Source organism: Enterococcus larvae (assembly GCF_017830045.1).
Taxonomy (GTDB): domain Bacteria; phylum Bacillota; class Bacilli; order Lactobacillales; family Enterococcaceae; genus Enterococcus_L; species Enterococcus_L larvae.
The window spans coordinates 53,114-78,471 of sequence record NZ_JAEDXU010000006.1 but is presented as its reverse complement, the minus strand read 5'-3'; the positions used below and the strand labels follow the sequence as shown (position 1 = coordinate 78,471).

General features: G+C 41.7%; 20 protein-coding genes. 14 read left to right on the top strand and 6 right to left on the bottom strand.

Annotation, left to right across the window (positions count from 1 at the left end):
* Nucleotides 1-1,092 carry a 3-phosphoserine/phosphohydroxythreonine transaminase gene (gene serC / locus I6N96_RS12175; RefSeq protein ID WP_209557819.1) on the bottom strand — a complete coding sequence of 364 codons (1,092 nt, stop codon included), beginning with the start codon at nucleotides 1,090-1,092 and terminating at the stop codon, nucleotides 1-3.
* A gap of 461 nt (nucleotides 1,093-1,553) precedes the next feature.
* Here serC and I6N96_RS12170 point away from each other — a divergent pair, with 461 nt between their 5' ends.
* From I6N96_RS12170 to I6N96_RS12150, 5 genes are read left to right on the top strand one after another with little or no spacing between them, the layout of a single operon-like run.
* Nucleotides 1,554-3,929: an RICIN domain-containing protein gene (locus I6N96_RS12170; RefSeq protein ID WP_209557818.1), complete on the top strand. Its 2,376-nt coding sequence runs from the start codon at nucleotides 1,554-1,556 to the stop codon at nucleotides 3,927-3,929.
* A gap of 17 nt (nucleotides 3,930-3,946) precedes the next feature.
* On the top strand, nucleotides 3,947-4,585 hold the full coding sequence (locus I6N96_RS12165) for a hypothetical protein (protein WP_209557817.1): 639 nt from the start codon (nucleotides 3,947-3,949) through the stop codon (nucleotides 4,583-4,585).
* A 39-nt stretch (nucleotides 4,586-4,624) separates the two neighbouring features.
* Nucleotides 4,625-6,031, top strand: a complete 1,407-nt coding sequence (locus tag I6N96_RS12160; RefSeq protein WP_209557816.1) for an MBOAT family O-acyltransferase — start codon at nucleotides 4,625-4,627, stop codon at nucleotides 6,029-6,031.
* A 12-nt stretch (nucleotides 6,032-6,043) separates the two neighbouring features.
* Nucleotides 6,044-7,444 (top strand): alginate O-acetyltransferase AlgX-related protein, encoded by a 1,401-nt coding sequence (locus tag I6N96_RS12155; RefSeq protein ID WP_209557815.1) that lies wholly within the window; start codon nucleotides 6,044-6,046, stop codon nucleotides 7,442-7,444.
* 25 nt (nucleotides 7,445-7,469) lie between these two features.
* Nucleotides 7,470-8,324 (top strand): hypothetical protein, encoded by an 855-nt coding sequence (locus tag I6N96_RS12150; protein WP_209557814.1) that lies wholly within the window; start codon nucleotides 7,470-7,472, stop codon nucleotides 8,322-8,324.
* 757 nt (nucleotides 8,325-9,081) lie between these two features.
* On the opposite strand, the gene mscL is transcribed toward I6N96_RS12150, so the two are convergent.
* Nucleotides 9,082-9,492, bottom strand: coding sequence for a large conductance mechanosensitive channel protein MscL (mscL, locus tag I6N96_RS12145; RefSeq protein WP_209557813.1), 411 nt, complete (start codon nucleotides 9,490-9,492; stop codon nucleotides 9,082-9,084).
* A 203-nt stretch (nucleotides 9,493-9,695) separates the two neighbouring features.
* On the opposite strand from mscL, the gene yfmF reads away from it, so the two are divergent.
* The 4 genes from yfmF (at nucleotide 9,696) to pgsA (ending at nucleotide 14,560) form a co-directional block, all read left to right on the top strand.
* Nucleotides 9,696-10,958, top strand: a complete 1,263-nt coding sequence (yfmF, locus tag I6N96_RS12140; protein ID WP_209557812.1) for an EF-P 5-aminopentanol modification-associated protein YfmF — start codon at nucleotides 9,696-9,698, stop codon at nucleotides 10,956-10,958.
* The gene (yfmH, locus tag I6N96_RS12135; protein ID WP_209557811.1) at nucleotides 10,958-12,247 is read left to right on the top strand and encodes an EF-P 5-aminopentanol modification-associated protein YfmH; all 1,290 of its coding nucleotides are present in this window, start codon (nucleotides 10,958-10,960) and stop codon (nucleotides 12,245-12,247) included. Before yfmF ends, yfmH begins: the two co-directional genes overlap by 1 nt.
* Nucleotides 12,248-12,929: 682 nt before the next feature.
* Nucleotides 12,930-13,814, top strand: coding sequence for a RodZ domain-containing protein (locus I6N96_RS19955; RefSeq protein WP_209557810.1), 885 nt, complete (start codon nucleotides 12,930-12,932; stop codon nucleotides 13,812-13,814).
* A gap of 167 nt (nucleotides 13,815-13,981) precedes the next feature.
* Nucleotides 13,982-14,560 (top strand): CDP-diacylglycerol--glycerol-3-phosphate 3-phosphatidyltransferase, encoded by a 579-nt coding sequence (gene pgsA / locus I6N96_RS12125; RefSeq protein WP_209557809.1) that lies wholly within the window; start codon nucleotides 13,982-13,984, stop codon nucleotides 14,558-14,560.
* A gap of 78 nt (nucleotides 14,561-14,638) precedes the next feature.
* Here the strand turns inward: pgsA and I6N96_RS12120 are convergent, their stop codons facing one another.
* The 4 genes from I6N96_RS12120 to I6N96_RS12105 form a co-directional block, all read right to left on the bottom strand.
* On the bottom strand, nucleotides 14,639-16,168 hold the full coding sequence (locus tag I6N96_RS12120) for a DUF1958 domain-containing protein (protein WP_209557808.1): 1,530 nt from the start codon (nucleotides 16,166-16,168) through the stop codon (nucleotides 14,639-14,641).
* Between the two features lie 17 nt (nucleotides 16,169-16,185).
* On the bottom strand, nucleotides 16,186-18,261 hold the full coding sequence (locus tag I6N96_RS12115; RefSeq protein ID WP_209557807.1) for a hypothetical protein: 2,076 nt from the start codon (nucleotides 18,259-18,261) through the stop codon (nucleotides 16,186-16,188).
* Complete coding sequence (locus tag I6N96_RS12110; protein WP_245186956.1) at nucleotides 18,252-19,934, bottom strand: molecular chaperone HscC; 1,683 nt, start codon at nucleotides 19,932-19,934, stop codon at nucleotides 18,252-18,254. Before I6N96_RS12110 ends, I6N96_RS12115 begins: the two co-directional genes overlap by 10 nt.
* Nucleotides 19,935-20,182: 248 nt before the next feature.
* Nucleotides 20,183-20,719: a DUF3788 family protein gene (locus I6N96_RS12105; protein WP_209557806.1), complete on the bottom strand. Its 537-nt coding sequence runs from the start codon at nucleotides 20,717-20,719 to the stop codon at nucleotides 20,183-20,185.
* Nucleotides 20,720-20,875: 156 nt separating this feature from the next.
* Here I6N96_RS12105 and I6N96_RS12100 point away from each other — a divergent pair, with 156 nt between their 5' ends.
* The 5 genes from I6N96_RS12100 (at nucleotide 20,876) to I6N96_RS12080 (ending at nucleotide 25,324) form a co-directional block, all read left to right on the top strand.
* Entirely contained in the window at nucleotides 20,876-21,745 is an 870-nt protein-coding gene (locus I6N96_RS12100) for a VOC family protein (RefSeq protein WP_209557805.1), read from the top strand.
* 413 nt (nucleotides 21,746-22,158) lie between these two features.
* On the top strand, nucleotides 22,159-23,877 hold the full coding sequence (locus I6N96_RS12095; protein WP_209557804.1) for a patatin-like phospholipase family protein: 1,719 nt from the start codon (nucleotides 22,159-22,161) through the stop codon (nucleotides 23,875-23,877).
* On the top strand, nucleotides 23,847-24,065 hold the full coding sequence (locus tag I6N96_RS12090; protein ID WP_209557803.1) for a YdbC family protein: 219 nt from the start codon (nucleotides 23,847-23,849) through the stop codon (nucleotides 24,063-24,065). The genes I6N96_RS12095 and I6N96_RS12090 overlap by 31 nt, the downstream gene beginning before the upstream one ends.
* 16 nt (nucleotides 24,066-24,081) lie before the next feature.
* A complete protein-coding gene (locus I6N96_RS12085) occupies nucleotides 24,082-24,966 on the top strand; it encodes a YicC/YloC family endoribonuclease (protein WP_209557802.1) in 885 nt (294 codons plus the stop codon).
* Nucleotides 24,967-25,036: 70 nt separating this feature from the next.
* Nucleotides 25,037-25,324: a hypothetical protein gene (locus I6N96_RS12080; RefSeq protein WP_209557801.1), complete on the top strand. Its 288-nt coding sequence runs from the start codon at nucleotides 25,037-25,039 to the stop codon at nucleotides 25,322-25,324.
* The last annotated feature ends 34 nt before the right edge of the window (nucleotides 25,325-25,358 follow it).

The window sequence follows — 25,358 nt, the reverse complement described above, 5'->3', positions numbered from 1 at the left end:
TTAGTTGTTTCCTCCATTTTCTGCTTCAAATTTTTTCATAAATGCAACAAGGGCTTCCACGCCATCTTTTGGAAAAGCATTGTACAGGCTGGCACGCATGCCGCCGACAGAACGGTGTCCTTTAAGATTTTCAAAGCCTTCCTCCACCGCTTCCTGATTGAACTTCTTGTCCAGCTCATCACTTCCAGTAACAAATGGAATGTTGTTGATAGAGCGGAACTTAGGATCAACAGGAGAAGAGAACAAATCTGACTGTTCAATCTCGTCATATAAAAGCTGCACTTTTTCGGTATTTAGTTTTTCCATTTGAGCGACACCGCCCAATTCTTTGATCCATTCAAAAACTAATTCTGCCATGTAAATTGCAAAGGTCGGTGGTGTGTTATATAAAGAATCGTTTTTCGCTTGGATATCATAATCAAGCATAGCACTTAAGACATCTGTCTGACCAATCAAATCATCGCGAACAATCACAACAGTTAAACCTGCCGGCCCGATATTTTTCTGGGCCCCGGCATAAATCAAACCGAAATCAGCCACATTGTAATTGATGGATAGAATATTGGAAGACATGTCTGCTACTAAGGGAACATCACCTGTATCCGGTAATTCATAGAAGGTTGTTCCTTCTATTGTATTATTCGTTGTGATGTGCACATATGCTGCATCTTGTGGAATATCCTCTCTTTTTACTTCGGGTATATAAGTAAAGTTCTTGTCTTCGCTTGAAGCGATGACTTCTACTTCAACATTGTCGATTTTCTTTGCTTCGCTGATGGCCTTCTTAGACCAAGAGCCTGTGTTTACGTAAAGAGCTTTTTTATTATTAGCCAGATTCAGCGGAATCATCGTGAATTGAAGACTTGCCCCGCCTTGAAGAAATAGTACTTTGTAATTATCCGGAATATTCATTAGCTCTCTCAGTAAGGTTTCGGCCTTCTGGATGATCGTTTCGAATAAGGAGGAACGATGGCTTAACTCCATAACGGACATACCGCTGTTTTGGTAATTCACTAACTCCGATTGCGCTTTCTCCAAAACACTTTTTGGTAAGATAGCTGGGCCTGCAGAAAAATTGTACACTGTTTTCATACGTTTCTCTCCTTTAATTTCATGGTTTCTTCATTTTGAAGGTCCGATGTTTTCTACCTCTAAATTTTCATTCACACCAGAGTAGAGGCTCTCTTCATTGCTTATCAGTCAAGTAATACTAAATGTGAAAACCATTATAACAGAAAGCCAACATTAAAAAAAGATTAAAAATGGAATGAATGCGCTATTTTTGAATATTCTGACAAAAGAACATATAATTAATCATTGTGTAAACAATTATTCTCTTTTTTTGTCTTTGAAAGGGAGAGAGGTCAAAAATTTTTGAACATCTAAAAATACCATTGTTATTTTATTTTTTGAATGCGTTTTCTATGTCGTTTTATTGCGAAGAAATGCTCTTTTCTGCTGTTGCAATCTAGTATTATAGTCGGTATTATTATATATGTGGGGAAAGGTTCTTTTTCTTTATTAAGTTGATTAAAAATATAGGAGTGTTAGAAGTGAAAAAAAAATTAGTGTACATGCTGTTGAGTGCATCATTGTTAGCCGGTTACGGTGGGCCGATGTTTGCATACGGAACAGAAACGACCGATAGTACATCTCTTATCCAACGGGTGGATGAAACCTCTAATCAAACGGAGGAGTCAGAGAATCAATCGATTAAAGAGACAGAGAGTTCTGTCGTTGAAGAAGTAGAGGAAGAATCTTCGGAACAGGAAAGTCAGGTGCAAGAGAGTCAGCCTGAAGCAACAGAGGTATCCAAAACTGAAGAGATCGAGGAACCTGACGTTCAGCCTGCTGAAACGGCACTGGAACTATTTTCAGCAACAGTTGTTCAAAAAGGAACCTACAACATTTATTCTGTGGGAAATTCAGCAGCAATGTTGAGTATCACTGACGCATCGAAGAAAAATTCGGTACGCGTAGAACTGAACAGACAACTGTATCAGGAACGTGGACAATTTGAAGTTGTGCCGGTTGATGGTACATGGTATGTCATAAAGAATAAGTATTCCGGTTTGGTACTGGATGTAGCTGGCGGCTCAAAAGCGAATGGGGCGGCTGTTCAGCAGTATAAGCAAAACAATTCAGATGCACAGAAATGGCAGTTTGTAGATGCAGGTAATGGTGCATTCTACATTCAATCTAAGCTTGGAACAGTTCTGGATTGCCCAGGAGGAAAAACAGCTTTTGGTACAAAGCTTCAGACGTACAAACTAAACCGAAGCAATGCGCAGAAATGGCGTTTTGATACAAATATCAATCCTGTTTTGAAGGATATTGCAGAAGGAACCTATCAAATCACAGGTTCTGGAACACCTAAAACATTTTCTTTAAATGGACTGGTCAAAAATGACTCGGCTAAAGTGTCTCTATATTCTACTTCATATAATAAAGCAAATCAGTTCAAGCTGACGAAAACATCGGATAATTGGTACTATATCGCGAATGTTTATTCAAATAAAGTATTGGATATAGCTGGCGGAAGTATAGCAAATAATATTCAGATACAGCAATACAGTAAAAATAATTCCAGCGCACAGCAATTTAGATTTATTGATGCAGGCGGCGGATATGTTTATATCCAATCAAGAGTAGGTTCTGTTCTTGATCGAGCTGGGGCCAGCACTGCAGAAGGTGCTAAAATTCAGACGTACACGTTGAATTATTCAGCTGCACAAAAATGGTTGATTGAAGCACCGAAAGAGCCGAATACTGCTTCTGTTCAAGATGGTGTACGTTACTTCCTATCTTCTAATGTAGACACAAACCGTGTTGTGGAGATATCTGGAGGAAGTACTGCAAATGGCGGAAATGCTCAGATCTGGGTAGAGAATGCAGTGAAGCAGCAGAAATTCATCATTGAAGCAGCCGAAACAGGCTGGTACAAATTAGTCAATGAAAAATCAGGTAAGGTTCTTGATGTTGCCGGAGGAAGTGTGGCAAACAAAGCAAATGTACAACAATATACATGGAATAATTCAGATGCACAGAAGTTCAGATTCATTGATGCAGGTAGTGGTTTATGCTATATCCAAAGTAAATTAGGCACCTATCTTGAGGTAGATGCTGGACTGAATAAAAATGGTGCGAACATTCAGATGTATCGTCTGAACCGCACGAATGCGCAGAAATTCCGCTTAGATGGGTTAAATAAAATCAACTATGTCCGCACAACGATTTTGAGCAGTACAACTGCGAGAGTCAGCGTCTTTAATTCGAGTGCTAATGCTTCTTCCATGAAGTTTCCAACATGGAGTGATACTAAGGGGCAAGACGACATTAAATGGTTGAATGGGAGTAAAAGCTATGATGGTTCATGGTCAGTTGTTGTAAACAGTACAGATTTTCGTGATGGTGGAAAATACAACACGCATGTCTATGCCAACGGCAGTAACTATCTAGGAGCGACCTCTTATACACTGAAGAAAAATCGTACAGCCTTGCAGCAATCTGCGTATAACGTATTGAATTCAGTTGGTTGGGATTTGAAAAAAGCTTTCGACTGGACACGAAACACGATTGGGTATCAAACCAGCACTTACCCGGCAGCTAATGCAGGGGCGGCTTTTGCCAATGAACATGCATCGAGAGGATTTAATCAGCGTAAAGGGAATTGCTATACGTATGCAAGTACCTTCTATTATCTAGCAAAAGAATTGGGCTATGATGCTCACGTAGTTGTCGGTAAGGTTGTTCAAAATTCTGGTACTCTAGGAGATCACGGCTGGGTGGAAATTGATATCAACGGCACAACATATGTGTTTGATGCAGAGCTAGGTAGACCGGCCTATGGGGGTAAATACCCATATTATTACATCACGTATAACACAGCTGGGGCTGTTAAGTATAGAAACTATCGCCGAATCAACTAAAAGGAGCAGCTATTTAAATGAAAAAGAATATATTGGTTTTGACTCGAGCAGCTGTTTTGTGTCTCAGTGTGCTGACACTGGCGGCTTGCCGGTCAAATAAAGAAGACAGCAATACAGCTTCTTCATCCGACACCTCTGTTTCGACTGAGTCGGACTCTTCCGGTACAGCTGCGACAGCGGGACAATCGACCTTGACTGAAAAGGAAAAGAAAGCGTTGAAGGTCATTGGAACGAAAACCGGAGATAAGAATGAATACGAGATTGTTGTAGAAAATTATACTGGAACAACCATCGAGAAAATGGCAGTCAAGAACATCACTGATTCTGATTTTGAAGGGGATTTACTGGAAAAGACGACACCGTTCACACATAAAGAGCAAGGGCTTCTGTATTTCACTCCAACGTCAGAAGAGACAACTGATACCAGCGAAGATCCTGATAGCTGGGCTGTCACAGAGGGGTATGATCTTTCTTTTACTGTGGAATCCGGACAAGAATACATTGTCCACAGCTTCCCGTTTGAGGATGCACAAGAAGTGACTTTGTTTATTGAAAAGGATACGGCTTATCTTGAGTATGTAAGTACAGCAAGTGGTGAGTCAATTAATACACTTGAAATGGAAAAAGCGATACTTGAGTCAAGCGTCAACGGGTAAAAAATGAAGCTTTAGAAAGTGTTAGAGGGGAAGACAACGATGGTTTTTAGTTCAATGACATTCTTATGTGTCTTTTTACCGGTTTTATTTATGCTGTATTATGCAGTTAAAGGGACGAAGCTTCGCAATTTCTTATTGATTGCATCGAGTCTGTTGTTTTATGCATATGGCGAGCCGGTTTATATCATACTGATGATCATCAGTACGATGTTCAATTATCTTTTTGGGCTTATGTTAAGTACTGAAAAGGAGAGGCAGCGTAAGCTGATCCTCTTCTTTTCTGTCTTGATCAATTTGGGACTCTTGGGCGTGTTCAAATACACGGACATGGTTGTAGAAACCGTCAATGCGTTGGCTGGTACGGCTTTGCAGGCTCCGGGCATAAAGCTGCCGATAGGGATTTCTTTTTATACCTTTCAGGCGATGTCTTATGTGATCGATGTCTATCGCAAGGAAGTTGATGTACAAAAAAATTACTTCAATATTCTATTATATGTATCGTTTTTCCCACAGTTGATTGCCGGACCAATCGTAAAATACCACGATGTACAGGAACAGATCAATCAACGTCATGCAGATCCTGAGCGTATTGCTAAAGGGATGCGTCGCTTTATTCTAGGACTGTCAAAGAAAGTGTTGATTTCCAATACTGTTGCAGCCGCAGCGGATGCTGTTTTTGGTTTTGGCTTAGGGGATATCAATATTCTCTCTGCGTGGATCGGAGCGATTGCCTATGCTTTACAAATTTACTTTGATTTCAGCGGATATAGCGACATGGCGATTGGTTTAGGGCATATGTTCGGCTTTCATTTTCTGGAAAACTTTGATTATCCTTATGTTTCACGGTCAATCAAAGAATTTTGGCGCAGATGGCATATTTCTTTATCCACTTGGTTCAAGGAATATTTGTACTATCCGTTAGGCGGAAATCGTAAGGGAAAAGCACGAACAGTTACCAACAAATGGATCGTCTTCTTCTCTACAGGCTTGTGGCATGGAGCAAGTTGGACATTTGTCGCTTGGGGACTATGGCATGGTCTGTTTCAGATGATTGAAGAATTTTTACCAATGAACAAATTGCCGAGATTACTAGGACATATTTATGCATTACTAGTTGTCATTGTAGGGTTTGTTCTGTTTCGTGCAGAGAGCTTCGAACAGGGGCTGCATGTGATCAGTCAGATGTTTACTGGTTTTCATTTTGGGGAAACACAGCAGATGTTGGCATTTGAACAATTGACGCCGGTTTTTCTTTTGATGTCAGGATTGGGGATCATTATTAGTATGCCTGTTCTGCCGCAGATGCAGATGAGATTAACACCGGGGAGTACATTGGAAAAAGCGATTATTCCACTGACGTATGTTGGTACGATAGCCTTATTACTTCTTTGTATTCTCAGCTTATCCGGCGGGACGTACAATCCATTTATTTACTTTAGATTTTAGGAGGAGCAGTAATTGAAAAAGAATACGTATGCTGTGGTGTACCTTGTCTTGATTTTTATGATATTATTGGTTCCTTTTGCCGGTATGACCTTTTGGGCGACCAATGAAACAGCGGAGAAGACAGAGTTGGCAGCATGGCCAAAGCTGACTGACGAAGGAAAATGGAATGAGAATTATCTTCAGGAAATGGGTACATATTTTGAAGATCACTTTGCTTTTCGGGAAAAGCTGGTCACAGCAAATGCGGTCATTCGCAGTAAAACTGTAGGAAGTGCCGTGCTGGATCGAGTAATTGTCGGAGAGAATGATTGGCTTTATTTTAAAGGAACACTACCGGATTACCTCGGAAAAGATCAGCTGTCAGATCGTCAGCTGTTCATGGCTGTCAAAAATTTGAAAATCATGCAGGACTATACAACTACTAGAGGAGCGCAGTTTTTATTTGTTTCTCCATTCAATAAAAATACAGTCTATGATGAAAATATGCCGGACAGATACCTGAAAGCCGCTGAAAATAATTTGGATCGGCTGGAACCGCTGTTGTCAGAATATGGCGTAAATTATCTTGACCTGAAAGCAGTATTTGAAGAACAGGATAAGCCGCTGTATTTTGCCAGAGACACTCACTGGAACAACGAGGGAGCATTGTTGGCTTACCAGTCGATCATGGACTATTTTAGTTTATCTTATGAGACGTATTTGAATGTACCATCTGAGGAAAGAACCGATCATATCGGCGACATTGATGAGATGCTGTATCCAACTTCTCCAACACCGGAGAACAATAGATATTATTCTCACCATTATGCAACGGTTGGCGAGTTCACTGACAACATGGATGCATGGATCGAAACAACACGTGCTGAAAAAACCAATCGTTTATTAATGTACCGAGATTCCTTTGGAGAAAGTTTATTGCCGTTCATGGCAGATGAATTTGCACAGAGTTATTTCTCCCGCTATGTTCCATATAATCTGTTACAGATCGATCAATATCAGCCTACACATGTAGTGATAGAGCGAGCGGAAAGAACTTTGGGGAATCTGCTGACAGATATCCCAATCATGACAGCACCAATCGTAGCGATGGTTAGCGGTGAAGCAATTGAAACAGCGACCGAATTTTCCATCAAAAAAGACAATGATTATTATTACATTGAGGGCAGCATCGATCCGGATCATCTTAAGGATGAGACAGAGATTTATCTATCTGTCCGTGATAATGCTGTTGGTACGACAGTCAGCTATCAGCCTTTTTATGCAGCAAAGGATGAAAAGGATGGTTCAGGGTATCAGCTGTATTTAGTTGATGGTCAGCTGCCGGAAAATCACCATATAGAAGTTTTAACGGTATCTGATGGACAGACATCCGTTGTCTATGCAGCAGATTTGATAAAAAGCGACATACAATAGGAAAACAAATTAGGAGGAAGAACGAATGAAAAAAATGATGCAGATTTTAACACTATCAGCATGTGTATTGGGAATGGCCGCTTGCGGCAGCAATAAGGAGGATGCTGCCGCAAAAGAAAGCAGTGAGACAACTGCCAGCAGCACGACAACGACGACAAGCAGCTCTGCTGAGAAGGAATACCAGACCGTTGGAGTGAAGTCTGATACAGCGCTGGAAGCATTGGTCAAAAACAACACAGGAAAAGAAATCAAGGCTGTAGCAATCAAAGCAGAGGATCAAGCTGATTTTCCTGAAAATATGATGGCTGAAGATGACACAATCAAAAACAGTGATACAGTTGAGCTTTTCTATACACCTGAGAATAAGGACAAGCAGGAAAAATATCTTATGCAGATCACATTTGCAGATGACACAGTAAAAGAAATTCGCGACCTTGATTTTGCAGCAGTAGCAGCAGATTCTGAAGTTGAGTTGAATTTTGCAGATGATGTAGCTTTCTTGAAATATAAGAATAAAGATGGCGTAATGGTCGATACGAAAGAAACCGAAGTAGCTGTTAAGAATCAGAAAGAGCAGGAAGCGGCAGCAACTCAAGCGGCAGACACTCAAGCCCAAGCAGACGCGGAAGCAGCGGCAGCGGCTCAAGCACAAGCAGCAGTTGATGCAGATGCAGCAGCAGCGGCAAATGCCCAAGCGCAAGCAGATGCAAACGCAGCAGCAGCAGCTCAAGCCCAGGCAGACGCAAATGCAGCGGCAGCAGCCCAGGCTCAAGCGCAAGCAGCAGCAGACGCAGCAGCGGCGGCAGCTCAACAGCAGCAACAGCAACCAACACCGGCGCCAACACCAGACCAAGGAACAGACAACTGTCTGGATTTATAAGAACAATAAGAATCGAAAGAGGTCGGAATTTTTCCGCCTCTTTTTTTTATGAAAGTTGAGGAGGACAGAAAGTTTTTTAAAGAAAATTATTATTTTTTCTATAGTTCAGTCATACATTATTCATAATTGGCGACTAGAATAAGAATCAAATAAAAGACTTTTCTTCAATTTCATTTTTCTCCTAAACGGCTGAAAACCTCCTCCGGTTTTCAGCCTTGTGTGTGTAAATAAGAAAACCCGCTCCGGCAAATTGTATGCTGGAGCGGGTTTAAGTATGGATAGGATTAAGGCTTAACCGTTGGAAATTCAGATAACATAGAAGGAAATGAGCGTCAGTTCGATAGAGAAGTCTTTGTAGCACCTATGAGCTAAACGACTCATTCCGCTTTTTTAATTGTCTAGCTTCATGAACTAGCTCCTCTCAACAATAAGGGGAACTCTGCCTCATGACAAAGAGCGTCATAGGTCAAGTTCCTCTTATTGTTCGGGAGCTGCCCGAGTTCATTCCGCTTTTCTAATAGTCCAGCTCCACAGACCAACTTCTTCGGTAATAAGATAACTTGCTTTCAATGGTAAAGAGCACCATTGCATCAAGTTCCTTTATTACTCGGAAGTTACCGGTCTGTTCCGCTTTTCTAATAGTCTAGCTCCATGAGTCAACTCACTCAACGATAAGATAAACTGTTTTCAGTGATAAAGAGCATCACTGAACCAGTTTCCTATATCGTTCATGAGCTAAACGACTCATTCCGCTTTTCTAGTCATCTATTTTTTTCTTTCCGTTTTGTTCGGCGAGCAGATCACGGATTTCTGCAAGGTAGTCTTCTGTGGTTGGTTCGTCTTCTGTTTCTTCTTCCGGCTTCTTCATCTTGTTGGCTGTTTTAACGATCAGGAACAGAACGAATGCGGTGATAACAAAGGTGATGATTGCACTGATGACAGAGCCTACGTTGAAATCAACGCCCTGAACATTGAATACCATAGAGCCGAATGCGTCGTCTGCACTGGATTCTCCTGTAGTCATGACAATAATCAAGCTGACGATTGGTGTAATCAGACCTTCTACAATCTTGGTAACAATAGCAGTAAATGCACTACCTATAACGACCCCGACAGCAAGATCAAGGACATTTCCCCTCATCATAAATGCTTTAAATTCTTTGAACATGTGATTCCCTCCTCTATATATTTCAGTATACTCAAAATTAGAATAATTTTAAACGAAAAAAGTTTGAGCGTCTAAAAGTATGGAAAGCTATGCTATAATTGTAAGGAGTTGCAGAATATTAAAAAAGTCTTTAAATCCTTGGAGTTAATTGAATTTCAATAGGATATTGATTACTATAAAACAACAAAGAAAGGGTTGAGAAAATGTCAGTTAAATTAGCTAATGGTGTTAATCTGCATGTTCTTCCGACTGAAAAATATAAAACCGTACGTATCTTTATACGTTTCAATACATTACTGGATCGCAAGACGATCACAAAACGGACATTACTGACCAGTATGTTGGAGACAAACAGTCTTCATTATCCAACTCAGACTCAAATAAGTGAAAAACTTGCTGAGCTATACGGTGCAAGCTTTGGTTTGAATGTGAATAAGAAGGGGAACCTGCATTGGTTGAACCTATCTATGAGTATTGTGAATGATAAATATTTGAAGAATACTACTGTACTGGAAGAGTCTGTTGCTTTTATCAAGGAGATTCTTTTTTATCCAAACATCACGGATGGTCATTTTGATCAGGAAACATTTGATCGAGAAAAGGAAAATACTGCTGCTTATTTGAAAAGTGTTGTCGAAGACAAGCAGGCTTATGCAGCACTTTCACTGCAAAATCTTTACTTTAGTGATTCAGAGGATCAAAAAATCCCAAGCTTTGGGACACTGGAAGATTTAGAAAAAGAAACAGCGACAAGTCTTGCAGCATATTATCAGCAAATGATCGAAGAGGATCAGGTGGATATTTTTGTTCTAGGTGATGTCGAGGAGAGTCATATCCAGCAGCTGTTTTCTGATTTGCCGTTTACGGATCGTGAGGAAGGAATCGGCGAAGTATTCTATCGTCATTCAATCGATAATATTATCAAAGAACGTTCTGAAAGAGAAAAACTAGCCCAATCGAAGTTGAATATCGGCTATGATACAAATATTTTTTACGGCGAAGCTTCTTATTTTGCCCTACAACTGTTTAACGGAATTTTCGGAGGATTTCCCCATTCCAAGCTATTTATGAATGTTCGTGAAAAAGAAAATCTGGCTTATTATGCGTCAAGTAATGTCGATACTTTCCGCGGCATGCTGAGTGTGCAAACCGGGATTGATGGGAAGAATCGCGAGAAGGTCCTGCGATTGGTTTCAGAAGAATTAGAAAATATTCGTCTTGGAAAAATCTCTGAAGAGGAGCTGCAGCAGACGAAAGCAATGCTGAAAAACCAGTACCTATTGTCACTGGACAACGCAGGTGCTGTCTTGGAATCTGCTTACATGGCGCTTCTTCTGCCGGATACGTATCTGGAACTAGAGGAATGGATTCGTCGAATGGAAGCTGTTACGGTGCATGATATTCAAGAAGTAGCGAAGCAAGTGAAGATGCAGGCTGTATTCTTTTTGGAAGGGGGAGCAGAATAATGGAGAAAAAAATGTATCCTCAAATCAATGAAGTCCTTTACACAGAAGTATTGGACAATGGGTTGACAGTCTATCTGCTGCCTAAGAATGATTACCATAAAACATACGGCTTGTTCACAACGAATTACGGGTCGATCGATAATGAATTTGTTCCACTAGGAAGCTCAGAGTTTACCAGAGTACCTGACGGGATCGCACATTTCCTTGAACATAAAATGTTTGAGAAGGAAGATGGCGACGTGTTTCAGGCTTTCGGCAGACAAGGAGCTTCTGCGAATGCCTTCACCAGCTTCACGAAGACCAGCTATCTTTTTTCTACAACAGATCAAGTGGAAAAAAATCTTGAGACCTTGTTGAATTTTGTTCAAGAGCCTTATTTTACAAAGGAAACGGTAGATAAAGAGAAGGGGATCATAGGACAGGAAATCCAGATGTATCGTGACGATTCAGACTGGCGCCTATTTTTCGGGATTCTCGGTAACTTATATCCGAAGCATCCCTTGCATATTGATATTGCCGGAACTGTAGAGAGTATCGATCAGATCACTGCAGAGGATCTTTACACGTGCTACCATACCTTCTATCATCCAAGCAACATGACCTTGTTTGTTGTCGGAAAAATGGAGCCGGAAGAGATGATGGCCTTTATCCGTGAAAATCAAGGAAAGAAATCCTTTGAAAAAGCTGTACCCATCAAGCGGCATTTTCCTTCAGAGACGGCAGCAGAGATCGTTCGTGAAAGCTCGATCACAATGCCGGTTCAGAGGAAGAAAGTCTTAGTTGGCCTAAAAGGTCTGGATGAAGTACCGGAAGACGGAGCAGCACTCCTGAAATACAAAACAGCGATGAATCTTCTCTTACAGCTGTTGTTTGGAAATACTTCTCAAAACTATTTGAACTTATACAATGCCGGATTGCTTGATGACAGCTTCAGCTATGAGTTCAGCTTGGATCGTAGTTTCCACTTTGCTGACTTTGGTGGAGACAGCGATCAGCCGGAAAAATTGGCAGACGAAATTGAAAAAATCTTGCTTAGTTACGAAGAAAGTACAGAACTGACAGAAACGAACTTGAACTTACTGAAGAAAAAAATGATTGGGAAGCATTTCCAATCATTGAACTCTCTAGAATATATTGCGAACCAATTTTCGCAATCCTTGTTCGGCGAGCTTACGCTGTTTGATATGCTTTCAGTGATCGATGACATCCAACTTGCTGATATCAAAGAAGCTGCTAAGGCCTTTGTGAAAGAGGATGGCTTGAGCAGATTCTATATGTCTCCTGAATAATTGAGAATCATGGTACTGCGAACTATAGTAAAGAGATAAATGTATGAGCTGGAAGGTTCTTTATTCCAGCTTCATTGTTTGTTGTCGATGCTCATTTGCCAAGGGACGAAGCCGCAGAAGAACATGTTGACTATGTAAGCTGACGATGAGATCAAAACGGTTATTCCAGCGGTGTTTGCAGTATAAGGCGGCTCCCTATATTCCCATTATCATGAAAACAGAGAAAAAGCAGAAAATTTGGTAAGAAACTTTCAAAAATGTTACCCTCAGCAGGAAATTTTTATGGTATCCTTAGATATGTTGGATGAGGCAACACTTCCAGCTTTTTTTAGACTAATTATTTCGAGTAGCTGCCGTGTTTTTTTCGGTGGATGTACTTGTTGCGGTTTATTGACAAATTAGACAGAGAGTATTTGTCTGAGCTTAGAATAAAGAAGTTAATGACATTCTAGGAGCCATAATGAATATGGTAGTAGAGAGGGTCATATACCAACAATAGAGAAAAGAAAAACGAAAACAACTAGAAGAACAGACAGCAATCGGAAGAATGGCTCGACCGGTGGAAAGTACCGGAATTGCAGCTTTTTTACTTTCTGATTAGGCAGATTATATAATTGGAGCGACCGCCTCTATCGATGGGGTTGGTATTGAGGAATTTAGAAGGACTGGAGAAGATGAGTAAGTGGCCAGTGTGAATATAGGAAAAAAATTAAGAGAAGCACGACTACAAATGAATATGTCATTGGACGAGCTGCAGCAAATCACGAAGATTCAGAAGCGTTACTTGATGGCGATCGAAGAAAATAATTTTGATTCCATGCCTGGTACATTTTATGTGCGTGCATTTATTCGTCAGTATGCCAGTGCAGTGAATCTTGATGGAGAAGAACTTATCAATTATTTTGATGGAAAAGATCTTCCGGAAGACGTCGAGTTGGCAGCGCAATATAAAGATTTGGAAGAATCACGGATTCAGATTTATGAAGAAGAGCATGAGAATCGCTTGTTCAAAAGTCTTCCGGCAATTATTCTATCGTTATTTGGTCTGGCAATCGTTGTTGTTGTATTTTATGCGATGTGGCAGGATCAAAAGGCGAACCCGATCATCGATGTTCCTGAATCAACAGTAACAATCGAGCGGCCTTCAGAATCAAGTACAACGAGTGAGAGCAGCAGTTCTTCAACATCAGAAAGCTCAACGATAGAAAGCTCGACAGTAGAGAGCGTGGAGCCGACGGCCACAGTTGCCTATGTCAGTGAAGCAAATCGATTAGTGAATATGACGGCCACAGATGTGGATGCGCCTGCGAAGTTTACCTTTACAGCAACAACTGGTAATTCATGGGCTGGTGTGATCATCAATGGTGCATATGTATTCCAATACACAGTTCCAGCCGGGCAAACACAGGAGTTTGAGATTCCAGCAGGAACAACTGAAGTGACAATTGCTTTAGGTGCATCGGAGTATATGGACATGAAGCTGAACGGACAGCCAGTTCTCTTCAATCCACAAGATACAGGAATTGGTGAGCGCAATATCGTCATTACAATTGCTTATAAGCAGTAAATCATAGCTGGTCATTCAATGCGGAATAGGGTTTGGGAGTGGTGCCTCGTTTGTCCCACTCCTTTTTTCCGTTTTACCGATCGTGAGATTTTTTTGTTTTTTAGTTGTTTATCGTGACAGTGAAAGTTGAATAACGTAGAATAGAGTAGGAAAGCGAGGAATGAAAGTTGAATTTACCAAATAAATTAACTGTACTGAGAATTTTTATGATTCCGATATTTATCGTCGTTGTCAGTTTACCAATGGATTGGGGAACTGTAACTGTTGGAGATACAGTACTTGAAATCACACAACTAGTTGGGGCAGTGATTTTTGCTGTAGCTAGTATCACAGACTGGCTGGATGGGAAAATTGCCCGTGCACGAGGCTTGGTAACGAATTTCGGGAAATTTGCTGATCCGTTGGCAGATAAAATGCTGGTGATGACTGCCTTTATCATGCTGATTGAACAGGGAAAAGCACCTGCTTGGGTAGTAGCAATCATCGTCTGTCGTGAATTAGCAGTAACTGGTTTGCGTCTGCTTCTTGTAGAAGGCGGAGAAGTGATGGCAGCTGCATGGCCGGGGAAAGTTAAAACAGCAACACAGATGGTTGCAATTATTCTATTGCTTATCAACAATATCCCATTTAATTTGATGGGAATTCCAATGGCAGATATCATGTTGTATGCTTGTCTGATCTTCACGATCTATTCCGGTGTCGATTATTTTGCCAAGAATCTTGACGTATTCAAAGGTTCAATGTAAAAATGATGTGAAAAAAAGAACTGAAACGATGCTCCGATTGAGCATTGTTTCAGTTCTTTTAGTTTACTGCTGATTCTTTTAAAATGGCAGCCAAGGACCTAAAATAAAGGTAGCGCCACCGATAAGAACAGCGGCCAGAAGCAGAATAATACTAGCGAAAAAAGCTCCTTGCCTATGCGCTGTGGACTGTTTTCTGGTTTGTCGAGATTTACTCCCTGTTGTTCTTGAGAATAGGAACAACAGAAGTGAGAGAAATAGAGCAACACCGGCTGCGGCATATTCCCGCCATGAATGCTTGACCGTACCAACAAGTGAAGTCGCTGCTTTTGAGGCGTTATTTTCTTCTTCTTTTTCCTCTTCTTTTACTTGATACTTGACGCTTGGTGCAGGAACACTAGATGATACCTCCGTCAACTGGTTGGAAAGAATCAGCTGCTGATTATCCGATAGGATATACTCTGGCTGAGTACCGTTGCGTAGTAAACCGTAAAGCTCTTGTTCTAAAATGATTTCTTTATCATTGATGACTTGTGTACCGGCTTCAAGTAATTTCTTGTATTCAAAATTAGTAAAGCCGTAATCGAATAATGCATTTCCGAATGCATGACGTTGATTCTCGCCTTCCGCATCATCCCATGTGCCGACACCTAGGACAACTTCAATCAGGCGCAAATCGCCTCGCTGAGCTGTAGCAGCGTAGTTGTAGGCACCCTCGGGACTGGCACCGGTTTTCAATCCGTCTTCTCCTTCGTAGCCGTAAAGGCCGCCGGGAATCGATTTATTTGAGTTTTCCAGCACTTCTGCGTAGTCAGTATTTTCCATAACAGTGACTTGGAATTTATTTGTGTATTCCAAAACCTCTGAATGCTCCTTCAGTAGGTGATAAAACATCAATGCTAGATCTCTTGCAGTGGAAACATTATCTGCCTCGGGATCGATCCCCTCTGGCGCATAGTAGCCGTTAAAAGCACTGGCTGCTGCTCCACTGGGGTTATAGAACGTCGTATTCGTCATACCCAATTGCATCGCTTTTTCGTTCATCATTGCGATGAAGGCTGCTGCATCATTGTTGGAAACGAGATTAGCCAGCATGACAGTTGCTGCATTGGATGAAGCAAGTGTTGTCATATAAAGCAGATCTGAGACAGGGTAAGCAACGCCTGCAACGATCGGAGTATTACTTAATTCATAGATTTGTGAAATTGCTTCATCAGAGGCGGTTGCTGTAACTGGTGTATCCAGAGCCAGCTTTCCTTCCTTGATTGCATCGAACAACAGATAGACAGTCATCATCTTGGCGATGCTGGCGGGATACCAAGACAGGTCTGCTTGATCCTCCCAGACAACTTGCCCTGTGTTTGCTTCGATCACGATCGTGGCAGCGGGACGGTAATAATCATCCACTGGGTAGCCGGCGTTTCGTGTAAGTGTCATGATATCCTCCGGTACTGGAGGTACTTCTGTTTCCTGTGATTGTTGGACCGCTTCAGAAACTGTTGTAGTGGTTCCTTCCTCAGCAAAGGCTGAAGAGAAAGGAACAAAAAGAGCAGCAGTCAATGAGAGCAGCATAGTGAATAATAGGAAATGTTGAATTTTTTTGTTCTGCATAGTTACTCCTTTTAAGATTAGTAAGAATTTAGAATATCGATAACAAGTGCATGTTCACCGATAGCATCCAATGACGGGATTTCTTCTGAGTCCCAATTTTCTCCATAAATCTGATGAAGTCTATCTTCCTCGTCAAAAGCAAAATACAAAAGCTCATCCTGTTCATTGGTCAGTGCATAGACTATCTCATTATAGTCCATACCCACCTGATATAACCAGCCATTTCGAAAATTTTCCGGGATTGGCAGCTGAAGATTTTTTTCCATAGTCATTCTTAAGGTTGGCGAGAAGTAGACGCCGTAGTTTTCGAGAGTTTCCGCCCGATTTTCAGCAAATAGGAACTCTTTGATAAACAAAAAGGCGATCTCTTGTTTTTTCACACGAGAAAAATTGACCATGCCCTCCAACTCTTTCTCCGGTACTTGTGTCCAATCTGCGCCATAGACAGCTGTGATCGTATCGTTCGCTGCATCTACTGTGATGAGATAAAGAAATTCGTCCTTATGGTAAACACTGATATACCGGAGCATCTCTTGCCCATCCAGTCGTGAATAATAGGAGAACTCATCACTCTCATAGTCATCCAGCTGCACAGTAGTTTTCTTGGCATCAAGCTCTGCCCGAAGCTCTTCTGTAGCAAATAATCCCTCTACATTGACCTCTTCGTCGGAATAGAGAGCGTTTGTAAAGGTTCGTGCCTGCTCATTTTTCTTCTGTAAAGCAAGTACAGACTGAATGAGTTGGTTGTTAGCAGTCTTGTTCTCATCTTGAATTTTTTTGATCAATTCCATATCGACCTTTGAGACTGGTTTCGAGCTGTTTCTTGAGGTCCCAAGAACACCGCATATGATCAAAATAATGACTGCAACAGCAAAAACACCACGAATAAAACTGGATTGTGTTGCCTTTTTCTTTTTATACTGTTCGGTTTGTTTGTGCAGATGTTTGTTCAGCTGCACTAGCTCGTTCTGCTCTTTTTGAGGCAGATGCTGCTTCACTTGATTATATTTTTTCAACCTGGGCAGTCGCTGATCTCTGGATAGTTTCTTCCATGTAGTAAAGGCTGCAGTGTATTCCTTCTGTTGGAAGAGCATACTTTCATAAAGAATATGGATCAGCGGCTTCGGTACAAGTAACAGATCGGTTTCCCATTCGATTTTCTGTGATGGTGCCTGCTCTTTTTTCTCGATGACCAGTGTATAGTAATCCAGTAAAAACAGAAGCGTTTGATTCTCAGCTCCAGACGCTGTTCCTTTGTTCAGTGAATCACTGAAATACTGCTTTTCAGCATCTGTCAGTTCGACGCCGTTTTTATCAATCAGCAGCTTCATCAACTGTAAAGCATAGATTTCAGGATCATGCTGTATCAATGCCAGACAATCATCGATTCTCTGACTGAAGGGGTCCTCTGCATAAATGTGACTGCTAGTCAGTAATCGATACGCTTCATAGCGCGTAGCAAAGTATCGCTCCCGCCATTGCTGCAGGATATCGTGCCAGACATCGAACGAAAATACCGGTACATTTTTGATTGTGGCTAGATGGTACTTGAAATCATCTGAAATATATTGTGACTGAATGATTTGCTCGTTTAAATCCTCCAAATCAAACACAGCCACCAGATAATGAATGACCTCTTTGGATAGCCAACGGAAATTATTCAGAAGAAACAGTTGAACCAAGTATTGATTTTCCCAATATTCATCTGTACTCCAATCAAATATCTGATCAGTTAGCTCTTCCCACATGGACAAATCATTGAAATAGTTTTGTTCTTGCTTTAGCTTTTGCAGGTCAACTGAAAAAATCCTCAACTCGCCCCAATCGAAGAAGGCCTGTTCTACTTCATCATCTTGCTCAAGAATAATCGGCTGTTCAATTTCTGTTGTGAATCGCACAGCTGCAGGTTCTTCTTCATTCGCACCTGATCGAGCATGGATAAGGGCTAAATCAAAGGCGGCTTTCAGCTCCTGAAATTCCTCCATTTGCTGATCGATATTCAATGCCTTCAGCTTTGCTGCATAGGCTTGTTTGATTTCTCTAATGTCTGTCGTAGGTTCTATATTCAGGATTTCCCAAATCGTCAGGTCCATAGCTCTTCCTCCATTGCATTCAGCTGTTGAAGGATCTTGACGGATAGACGTTTAGTTTCCAACTCATCCTGCTTATCCATAGTCTGCTGAAACTCAATGATCAGCTGTTGGATATATTGCCGTTTTCCACCCAAGGCTTCAGTATAGGCACGTTCGAGTTTCGCCAAAAGTAGACGGTTTTCAGCTCGATCTCGGGGATGGATTTTCAAATCAGTCATTTTCTGCAGGCTTTCCTGCAGCTGCTCTTCACTCAGCTTGCCGGGGTGGCTTTCGATGACCAGCTGATTGCTGTTTCCTTCAACATCCGTCACGAGGACTTCAAGAACGCCATTAGAATCGTAGGTGAAGCGGCAGTCAACAGGCGTATCCACTGGTTTAGGGGATACGTTGATCACCAGCTCACCAATTTTCAGATTGTTTTTGACCATAGGGTTTTCTCCCTGATAAACAGAAAAGACGACTTTTTCCTGGTTGTCTTTAATCGTCCAGAAGGTTTTGACTTTGCTGACAGGGATCGTCGTGTTGCGTTCGATGATCGGTTCAAAAACACCACCAATAAATCCATTAGGCCCTTGATTAACCACTTCTACACCAAGACTGTGGGCACAAACATCCGTCATCATCAGCTCGTTGACCATTTCCTGCTGAGTTTTCAAGGCAGCCTGAATGCCGGCACCTCGTCCGACAGCTTCATCGGGATTGATCTGTGTATAGGGAATGATTTTCATCAGTCGTGAAAAATAATTTTTGATCAATGGGTTCTTAGTGGCACCGCCAATCAGAATCATTTGATCGATGCTGCTGCTTTCGATCCGTCCATCGCTTAAAACTCTGCCAATCGGCTGTCTCATTCGCTTCAGCAAAGGCAGACATAACTGCTCATACTCTTGAACAGTCAATTCATAATGGAAAAGGCTTTGGTCTTTTTCAAATGAGAATTTGCCCTTTTCCTGTGAAGACAGCTCAATTTTTAAGCGTTCGGCTTTCTTATAAATCACCGCCTGAAGCTCAGCAGATAAGAGCTCTTCTGCCAGATCGTTTTGTCTCAAACAGTCCTGGATGATCATCTGTGTGAAGTCTTCGCCGCCCAGTTGATTGTCTCCTGAAATGGCTTCAACCTGCATCACACCGGAAAACATTTCCAATAGTGACACGTCAAAGGTACCACCGCCAAGATCGATCACTAAAATGGATTGATCGACATCCTTATGAAGACCGTATGCCAGTGCTGCAGCTGTGGGCTCACTGATCAAGCTTTGAACCGTCAATCCAGCCAGCTTGGCTGCTTCGATCGTCGCTTCTCTTTCTATGTTGTTGAAATAAGCCGGCACGCTGATCACAGCTTCAGTGCAGGGCTCTTTCAAATATTCTTCAGCGTCTTCCTTCAATGTCTTCAAGACTAAAGAAGACAGCTCTGTTGGTGAAAAGGAATGCGCCGCCAGTTGATACTGCTTTGAGGTTCCCATAAAGCGTTTGAAGGCTGCGGCAGTTAGTTGAGGATGGCTGATCAGCCGTTCCTTAGCTATTTCGCCAACAAGAATTTTTCCATCATCATCTACACCTATAACAGAAGGTGTCAGCACCTTGCCGAAACGGTTGGGAATCAGCTTGGTTTGCTCTCCATCCCAGTAAGAAACCACACTGTTTGAAGTGCCTAAATCAATTCCAATCATTTTAATACTCCCTTTTTTATAACATATACTTCTATTTTAGCGGAAAAGAGGCGGAAGGTGGATGTTTTTTTCATTTTATAGAAGGAATTTTTGTTGATCTGTCAGGAACAAGAGAGATTTCTACGAATAACGGAGTATTTTTCTATCTATCGCTTGTGATCAGCAAAAGAAAAAACAGCTGAAAGCTCTAGCGCATTTACAGAGGATACTGCGCAGCTTCTGACCTTCGCTGTTCTTGTGGGACATATTCATTTTAGTTTATAAGGTAATAGATAGAGCAGTTCATCCAAATCTTTCTCAGTATGAATCTCAATCAGGATACTGCGCCCCTCAGCATAAGCGGTCGTCTCTTCAATTTTCGTTTTTAGTGTGTCACTGAGTTCGCTGCTGTCCAGCACAGCATTGACTGAGGCTTCGCCCAGAACAATTGTTGCGCGAAAATGGTTTTCACAGGGTTGTCGATAAAGCATTACGCTCTTTTTCTGTGCATCAATCCAAGTCCAGCCTGCTTTTTTCGTTGGGAATTTCCAATAGCCTGTAAGCTCCGGACATAGAGTCAGCAACTGTTCATCGGTCTTTTCCCATAATGAAAAAGTAGTACCAAGAATATCAGGAAGTTCACTTTTTTCCGGTTGTTTCTCTTTGTCGCCAAAATAACTGATTGCCATACATTTCCCTCCATTGATCAATGATTCTCCAATTTCTTCTAATGATATATGCGATTGGAATGCCGGTGCAAGGGGTACACGAATAACCTCAGCTGTTTCAGAAAAATCATCACTCACCAGTCTTCTTACAGCATTCTTCCCTCTGATTATACCTATTTATTTCTGACAATTCTATCCTGTTTTGATAAAAGAGAAGAATATGAGCAAAAGATTTTGACTTACTAAAAGTAAGTGATATAGTAAAGATAGTTATTCAACTAAGGAGGAATTGACATGAAAACAAAGGTATTTTCCATAAATCCTTCAGCACACACTGGAGCGGTTGGTTTAAAAACAGCAAATTTGGATAAACAAATTGAATTTTATACAGAAGTAATCGGTTTGGAGGTTCTTGCTTCAGACGATGGCCAGGCCGTGTTGGGGATCAAGGAAACGGAGACAGAGCTGTTGATTTTGAGAAAAATCACAGCACCAAGTATCAGACAGCGGAAGGCGGGGTTGTATCATACCGCGTTTTTATTACCAACACGCAAGGATTTAGGGAACACGCTCTTTGCGTTACTCAGCAAGAAGGCACCAATCATAGGCGCCTCTGACCATGGCTACAGTGAGGCGGTTTATCTGGAAGATCCAGAGGGCAATGGCATTGAAATCTATCGAGACAAGCCTCAAAGTGAATGGGATATTCAATCAGATGGAAGAATTGCCGGTATTACAATAGAAATGGATGCAGAAGGCGTTCTTGCCAGTCGAGATGAAGCAACGGATAAGTTTCCTGTAGGAACGACGGTGGGGCATGTTCATTTATCAGTAGCAGATCTAACGAAAACAGAGGACTTCTATAGAGAAGTATTAGGTATGGGCTTAAAGGATCGCTTTGGCAGTCAGGCACGCTTTTTTGCCGCTGGCAACTACCACCATCACATCGGTACGAACGTTTGGGGTGGTAAAGACCTGTCTGCGCCAACTGAAAAGGACTTGGGCTTGGATTTCTTTACGATCCTCGTTCCTGATACAGAATCATTAACAGCGCTGAAAGAAAATCTTGAACGTCAAGGAGTGAATGACATGAAAGTAAAAGACAAATCAATTGTTTTGTTGGACCCCAACGGACTTACAGTAAAAATTGAAATAGAAAAATGAACGCTGTAGCTGGAAGAAAGCTGAGCCAATCATTGTAGTATGGAAAGCCTTTGTGTATTGTCTATTCGATTTAAAGAGAGGCTGAGCCAGAAGTGTTTAGCTACAAGCAATAAGCCGGAATTCACGAAAATTGTTTCACAAATTTTTGTTGAATTCCGGCTTATTGTCGTAGGAGCTACTTCTGACTCGCCGTTTATTCGGATTTAGGGTATGGAAAAGAGTGGCAACAGATTATTGTCCCACTCTCCTTTTTTGTTGGAATAGTGGTGAATGAAAAGTCCTCTGTTTCTTGTTATAATTGATAAGAAACAGGTGCACCAACAAATGCTTTTTTGCTGAGTGCTTAGTGTTGAACTTTGACAGAAACTGCGTTGATCGATAGACAAAAACAAGTGTGAAGGAGAGAGGATCAAATGAAGATGATAAAGCTGCATTTTTCGGACAGCTATGATTTTTTACCCTATATTCAAAAATGTCGGCTGGCGTTTCCTTTCTATAGGGCGCATTCTGAAGCACAGACGGCTCTTTTCGAACACTTGAAGGAGAAATCGGCTGCGGTGTACGTGGCAATAAAGAAAGAACAGCCATTGTTTTTTGTGAGCATACAAGAGGGACAGGTTGTAAATTTGCTGGCAGTGGCTTCATCGGGTGTGACATGGGCACAGATTTTTTCAGGGATCGATATGCTTTACAAGAAGACGTTCAAATCGGAAGTCGTCCTGCGTTTTAGGCACTCCCTTAATGAGACGGAGCACAGCCGATTGATTCAACAGGGCTATCGACTATCTGGAAATGAAGCATACAAAAAGCTTCAATACAACACAGCCTTGGTTTTAGGAGGCGGTGGTGCAAGAGGTGCGTATCAGATTGGTGTATGGCAGGCATTGAAGGAGCTGGACATCCCGATTCAGATCATTACCGGTACATCCGTCGGTGCACTGAATGGTGCATTGATCGTACAGGATGATTTTGAACAGGCGAAGGAAATGTGGGAACAGATCGACACAAAGAAGATCCTCTCTTTTCCTATGAAGGAGACAACAGGAAATACATTGCCGGACATGCTAAGCAAAATGGCTTCCTTTACTGTTGCGGCGATTCAATCAAAGGGTGTCTCAACAAGACCGTTGCAGCAGCTGATTGACGCTACTTTTTCGCCGGAAAAGCTGGAACAAGCAAAACAGCAGTTCTATCTGGTGACAACAGAATTACCAGGGGTCGTTGAAACCGTCATTCATTTCAACATGTGTAAGAATGACCAGTGGAAGCAATGGCTGCTGGCCTCATCCTCCTTTTTCCCTGCAATGGCTGCGGCGCAAATCGATGGAAAATATTATATCGACGGCGGCTATCGAAATAATATCCCGGTCGATACAGCGATAGCGAACGGTGCGACAGAATGCATCATCGTGGATGTCAAAGGTCCTGGTATGACTAAGCATGTCGTTCTTCCAGAGGGGCAGAGTGCCATTTTACTGAAAACCCCTTGGTCATTGGGAACAGTACTATTGTTTGATGGTGCGCGATCAATCGTCAACATCAAGCTGGGGTATCTGGAAATGATGAAAGCACTGGAAAAATACATCGGCTACTGGTACACTTTTGATGAATCCTTCGTTGGGCTGCAAGTACTGCAGCAGCAGTTTTTCCGTTATCTGAAAAAGAACTACCAGCTGTCTTTATGGAAGAATAGAGAGGAACGAAAAAAATTCTACCAAAAACTGCGTAAGTATTATAAAGACAGGGTGTATGAAGAGAATATCAGTTTGGTTTTACTAGAACTGTTGGGTAAGTTTGCAGATGTCCCGGCAGATCAGCTCTATACAGTAGTTGAATTTGTGCAGGCACTGAAAATAGTCTGGACAAACAAAGAAGAAGAAAACACATTTGATGGAATGATTTCGGCTCAGGAATGGCTGGGCAAGTATTATGATGACTTTTTCCTTTTATCCGAGAAAAGACAGCTTCAGCTGGTCACAGACTTATTGGCAGTTGAGGTGAAGGAAAAGAAGAAGCGTTTGTCATGGCTGTTGGATCAGCTGCCGGTGATTACATTACAGGTGTTGATGAAAGAATTTATAAATGAAGGAGTAGATGATGAGTGGCTCAAGAATTTTCATATGAAATCGTAGAAGAAATTGCTGTCCTTTCAGAAAATGCAAAAGGATGGCGTAAAGAATTGAACTTGGTAAGCTGGAATGACCGTCCGCCAAAATTTGATTTACGGGATTGGGCGCCGGAGCATGAAAAAATGGGTAAAGGAATCACTTTAACAAACGAAGAATTTGAAATACTACGTGAAACCCTGAAATCTATGTAGAAAGGACACCCTGTCAATGAGAAGTATGACTGGATTTGGGAAAGAAACACTGCAACAGGACGCCTATCAGATCGATGTAGAAATCAAGACTGTCAATCATCGTTTTTTGGATATGCAGCTGAGAATGCCGAAGGAAGCCAACCCGCATGAGCTGGCGATTCGCCAACTCATCAAGGAGAAGCTGCAGCGAGGGCGAGTAGAGGTATATGTCAATTTACAGAAAAACAGTGACAGCAGCAAAACTGTCCATGTTCATTGGCCATTGATCCACCAACTGCTTCAAAACATGGAAACAGAATTGGTGGATCGTTATGCTGTCGAGCAGTTTGATCCGGCAGCCAGCCTAAATTATTTGCTGAATAACTCGGAATATGTGGAGATCGTCGAAGAAAAAACAGACGATACACAGCTGGAGGAGTTATTGTTGAAGGCTGTAACGTCAGCTGTGGAAAAGGTCGATAACAGCCGCCGCCAAGAAGGCGGGAAAATCAGAGAAGTACTGGTTGAGTACTGTCAAGATTTCTCTGAAAAGACGGCAAAGCTGTCTTCCTTTACCGAGCTGTATGAAGCGGACTACAAGGATAGATTCGAAGCCAAGCTGAGAGATTGGCTAGGGACGCATGTGGACGAAACACGCTTGCTGACAGAGCTGGCGATCCTTCTGGAAAAAGGCGATATTCATGAAGAACTGGATCGTCTGGCAATCCACATCGATCAGCTGGATCAGCTGTTGAAGCGAACGGAGCCAGTTGGGAGAGAACTGGATTTTCTAATACAGGAGATGAATCGTGAAGTAAATACGATCGGCTCGAAGTCCAGCCCAATCGAGATTAAGAATTATGTCGTACAGCTAAAAACGATTTTAGAAAAAATTCGTGAACAGGTTCAGAATGTAGAATAAGGGTTATGCTTTCAAGATTTTCTTTTTTAGGACTATAATGAATCTGTAGACTTATGAAGAGGTGAGAAGGATGGTCAATTATTACGACGTAACATTTCATGAATTAAGTGGAAAATCTGTAGTTAAAAGAGAGATTCCATCTGAAAAAGCACCGTTTGATGTTTGGCAGGATGCCTGCGACTCTTACACAGACGACTATTTGAACATACGGATCAATGAAGACAAGTTCGTGCAGATGAATCGAGCATTCGTTGTTCGTATTGATGTAGAAGAGGTAGAGGGACCAGCGGAAAAACAGATCAAGCGACATGATGAGCTGATGGGCATTGTTAATACCCTATCGAATATGGGAATCTAGATACAAAATAAGAAAGGGACGGCTTCTCTCGAAG

Bases quoted from the DNA above. Each gene is read 5' to 3' on its own strand.
- I6N96_RS12165 (WP_209557817.1), top strand. From the start codon at position 3,947: ATGAAAAAGAATATATTGGTTTTGACTCGAGCAGCTGTTTTGTGTCTC.
- I6N96_RS12110 (WP_245186956.1), bottom strand. From the start codon at position 19,934: ATGATTGGAATTGATTTAGGCACTTCAAACAGTGTGGTTTCTTACTGG.
- I6N96_RS12080 (WP_209557801.1), top strand. From the start codon at position 25,037: ATGGTCAATTATTACGACGTAACATTTCATGAATTAAGTGGAAAATCT.
- I6N96_RS12095 (WP_209557804.1), top strand. From the start codon at position 22,159: ATGAAGATGATAAAGCTGCATTTTTCGGACAGCTATGATTTTTTACCC.
- yfmH (WP_209557811.1), top strand. From the start codon at position 10,958: ATGGAGAAAAAAATGTATCCTCAAATCAATGAAGTCCTTTACACAGAA.
- I6N96_RS12100 (WP_209557805.1), top strand. From the start codon at position 20,876: ATGAAAACAAAGGTATTTTCCATAAATCCTTCAGCACACACTGGAGCG.
- I6N96_RS12150 (WP_209557814.1), top strand. From the start codon at position 7,470: ATGAAAAAAATGATGCAGATTTTAACACTATCAGCATGTGTATTGGGA.
- yfmF (WP_209557812.1), top strand. From the start codon at position 9,696: ATGTCAGTTAAATTAGCTAATGGTGTTAATCTGCATGTTCTTCCGACT.
- mscL (WP_209557813.1), bottom strand. From the start codon at position 9,492: ATGTTCAAAGAATTTAAAGCATTTATGATGAGGGGAAATGTCCTTGAT.
- I6N96_RS12160 (WP_209557816.1), top strand. From the start codon at position 4,625: ATGGTTTTTAGTTCAATGACATTCTTATGTGTCTTTTTACCGGTTTTA.
- I6N96_RS12085 (WP_209557802.1), top strand. From the start codon at position 24,082: ATGAGAAGTATGACTGGATTTGGGAAAGAAACACTGCAACAGGACGCC.
- serC (WP_209557819.1), bottom strand. From the start codon at position 1,092: ATGAAAACAGTGTACAATTTTTCTGCAGGCCCAGCTATCTTACCAAAA.
- I6N96_RS12120 (WP_209557808.1), bottom strand. From the start codon at position 16,168: ATGCAGAACAAAAAAATTCAACATTTCCTATTATTCACTATGCTGCTC.
- I6N96_RS12115 (WP_209557807.1), bottom strand. From the start codon at position 18,261: ATGGACCTGACGATTTGGGAAATCCTGAATATAGAACCTACGACAGAC.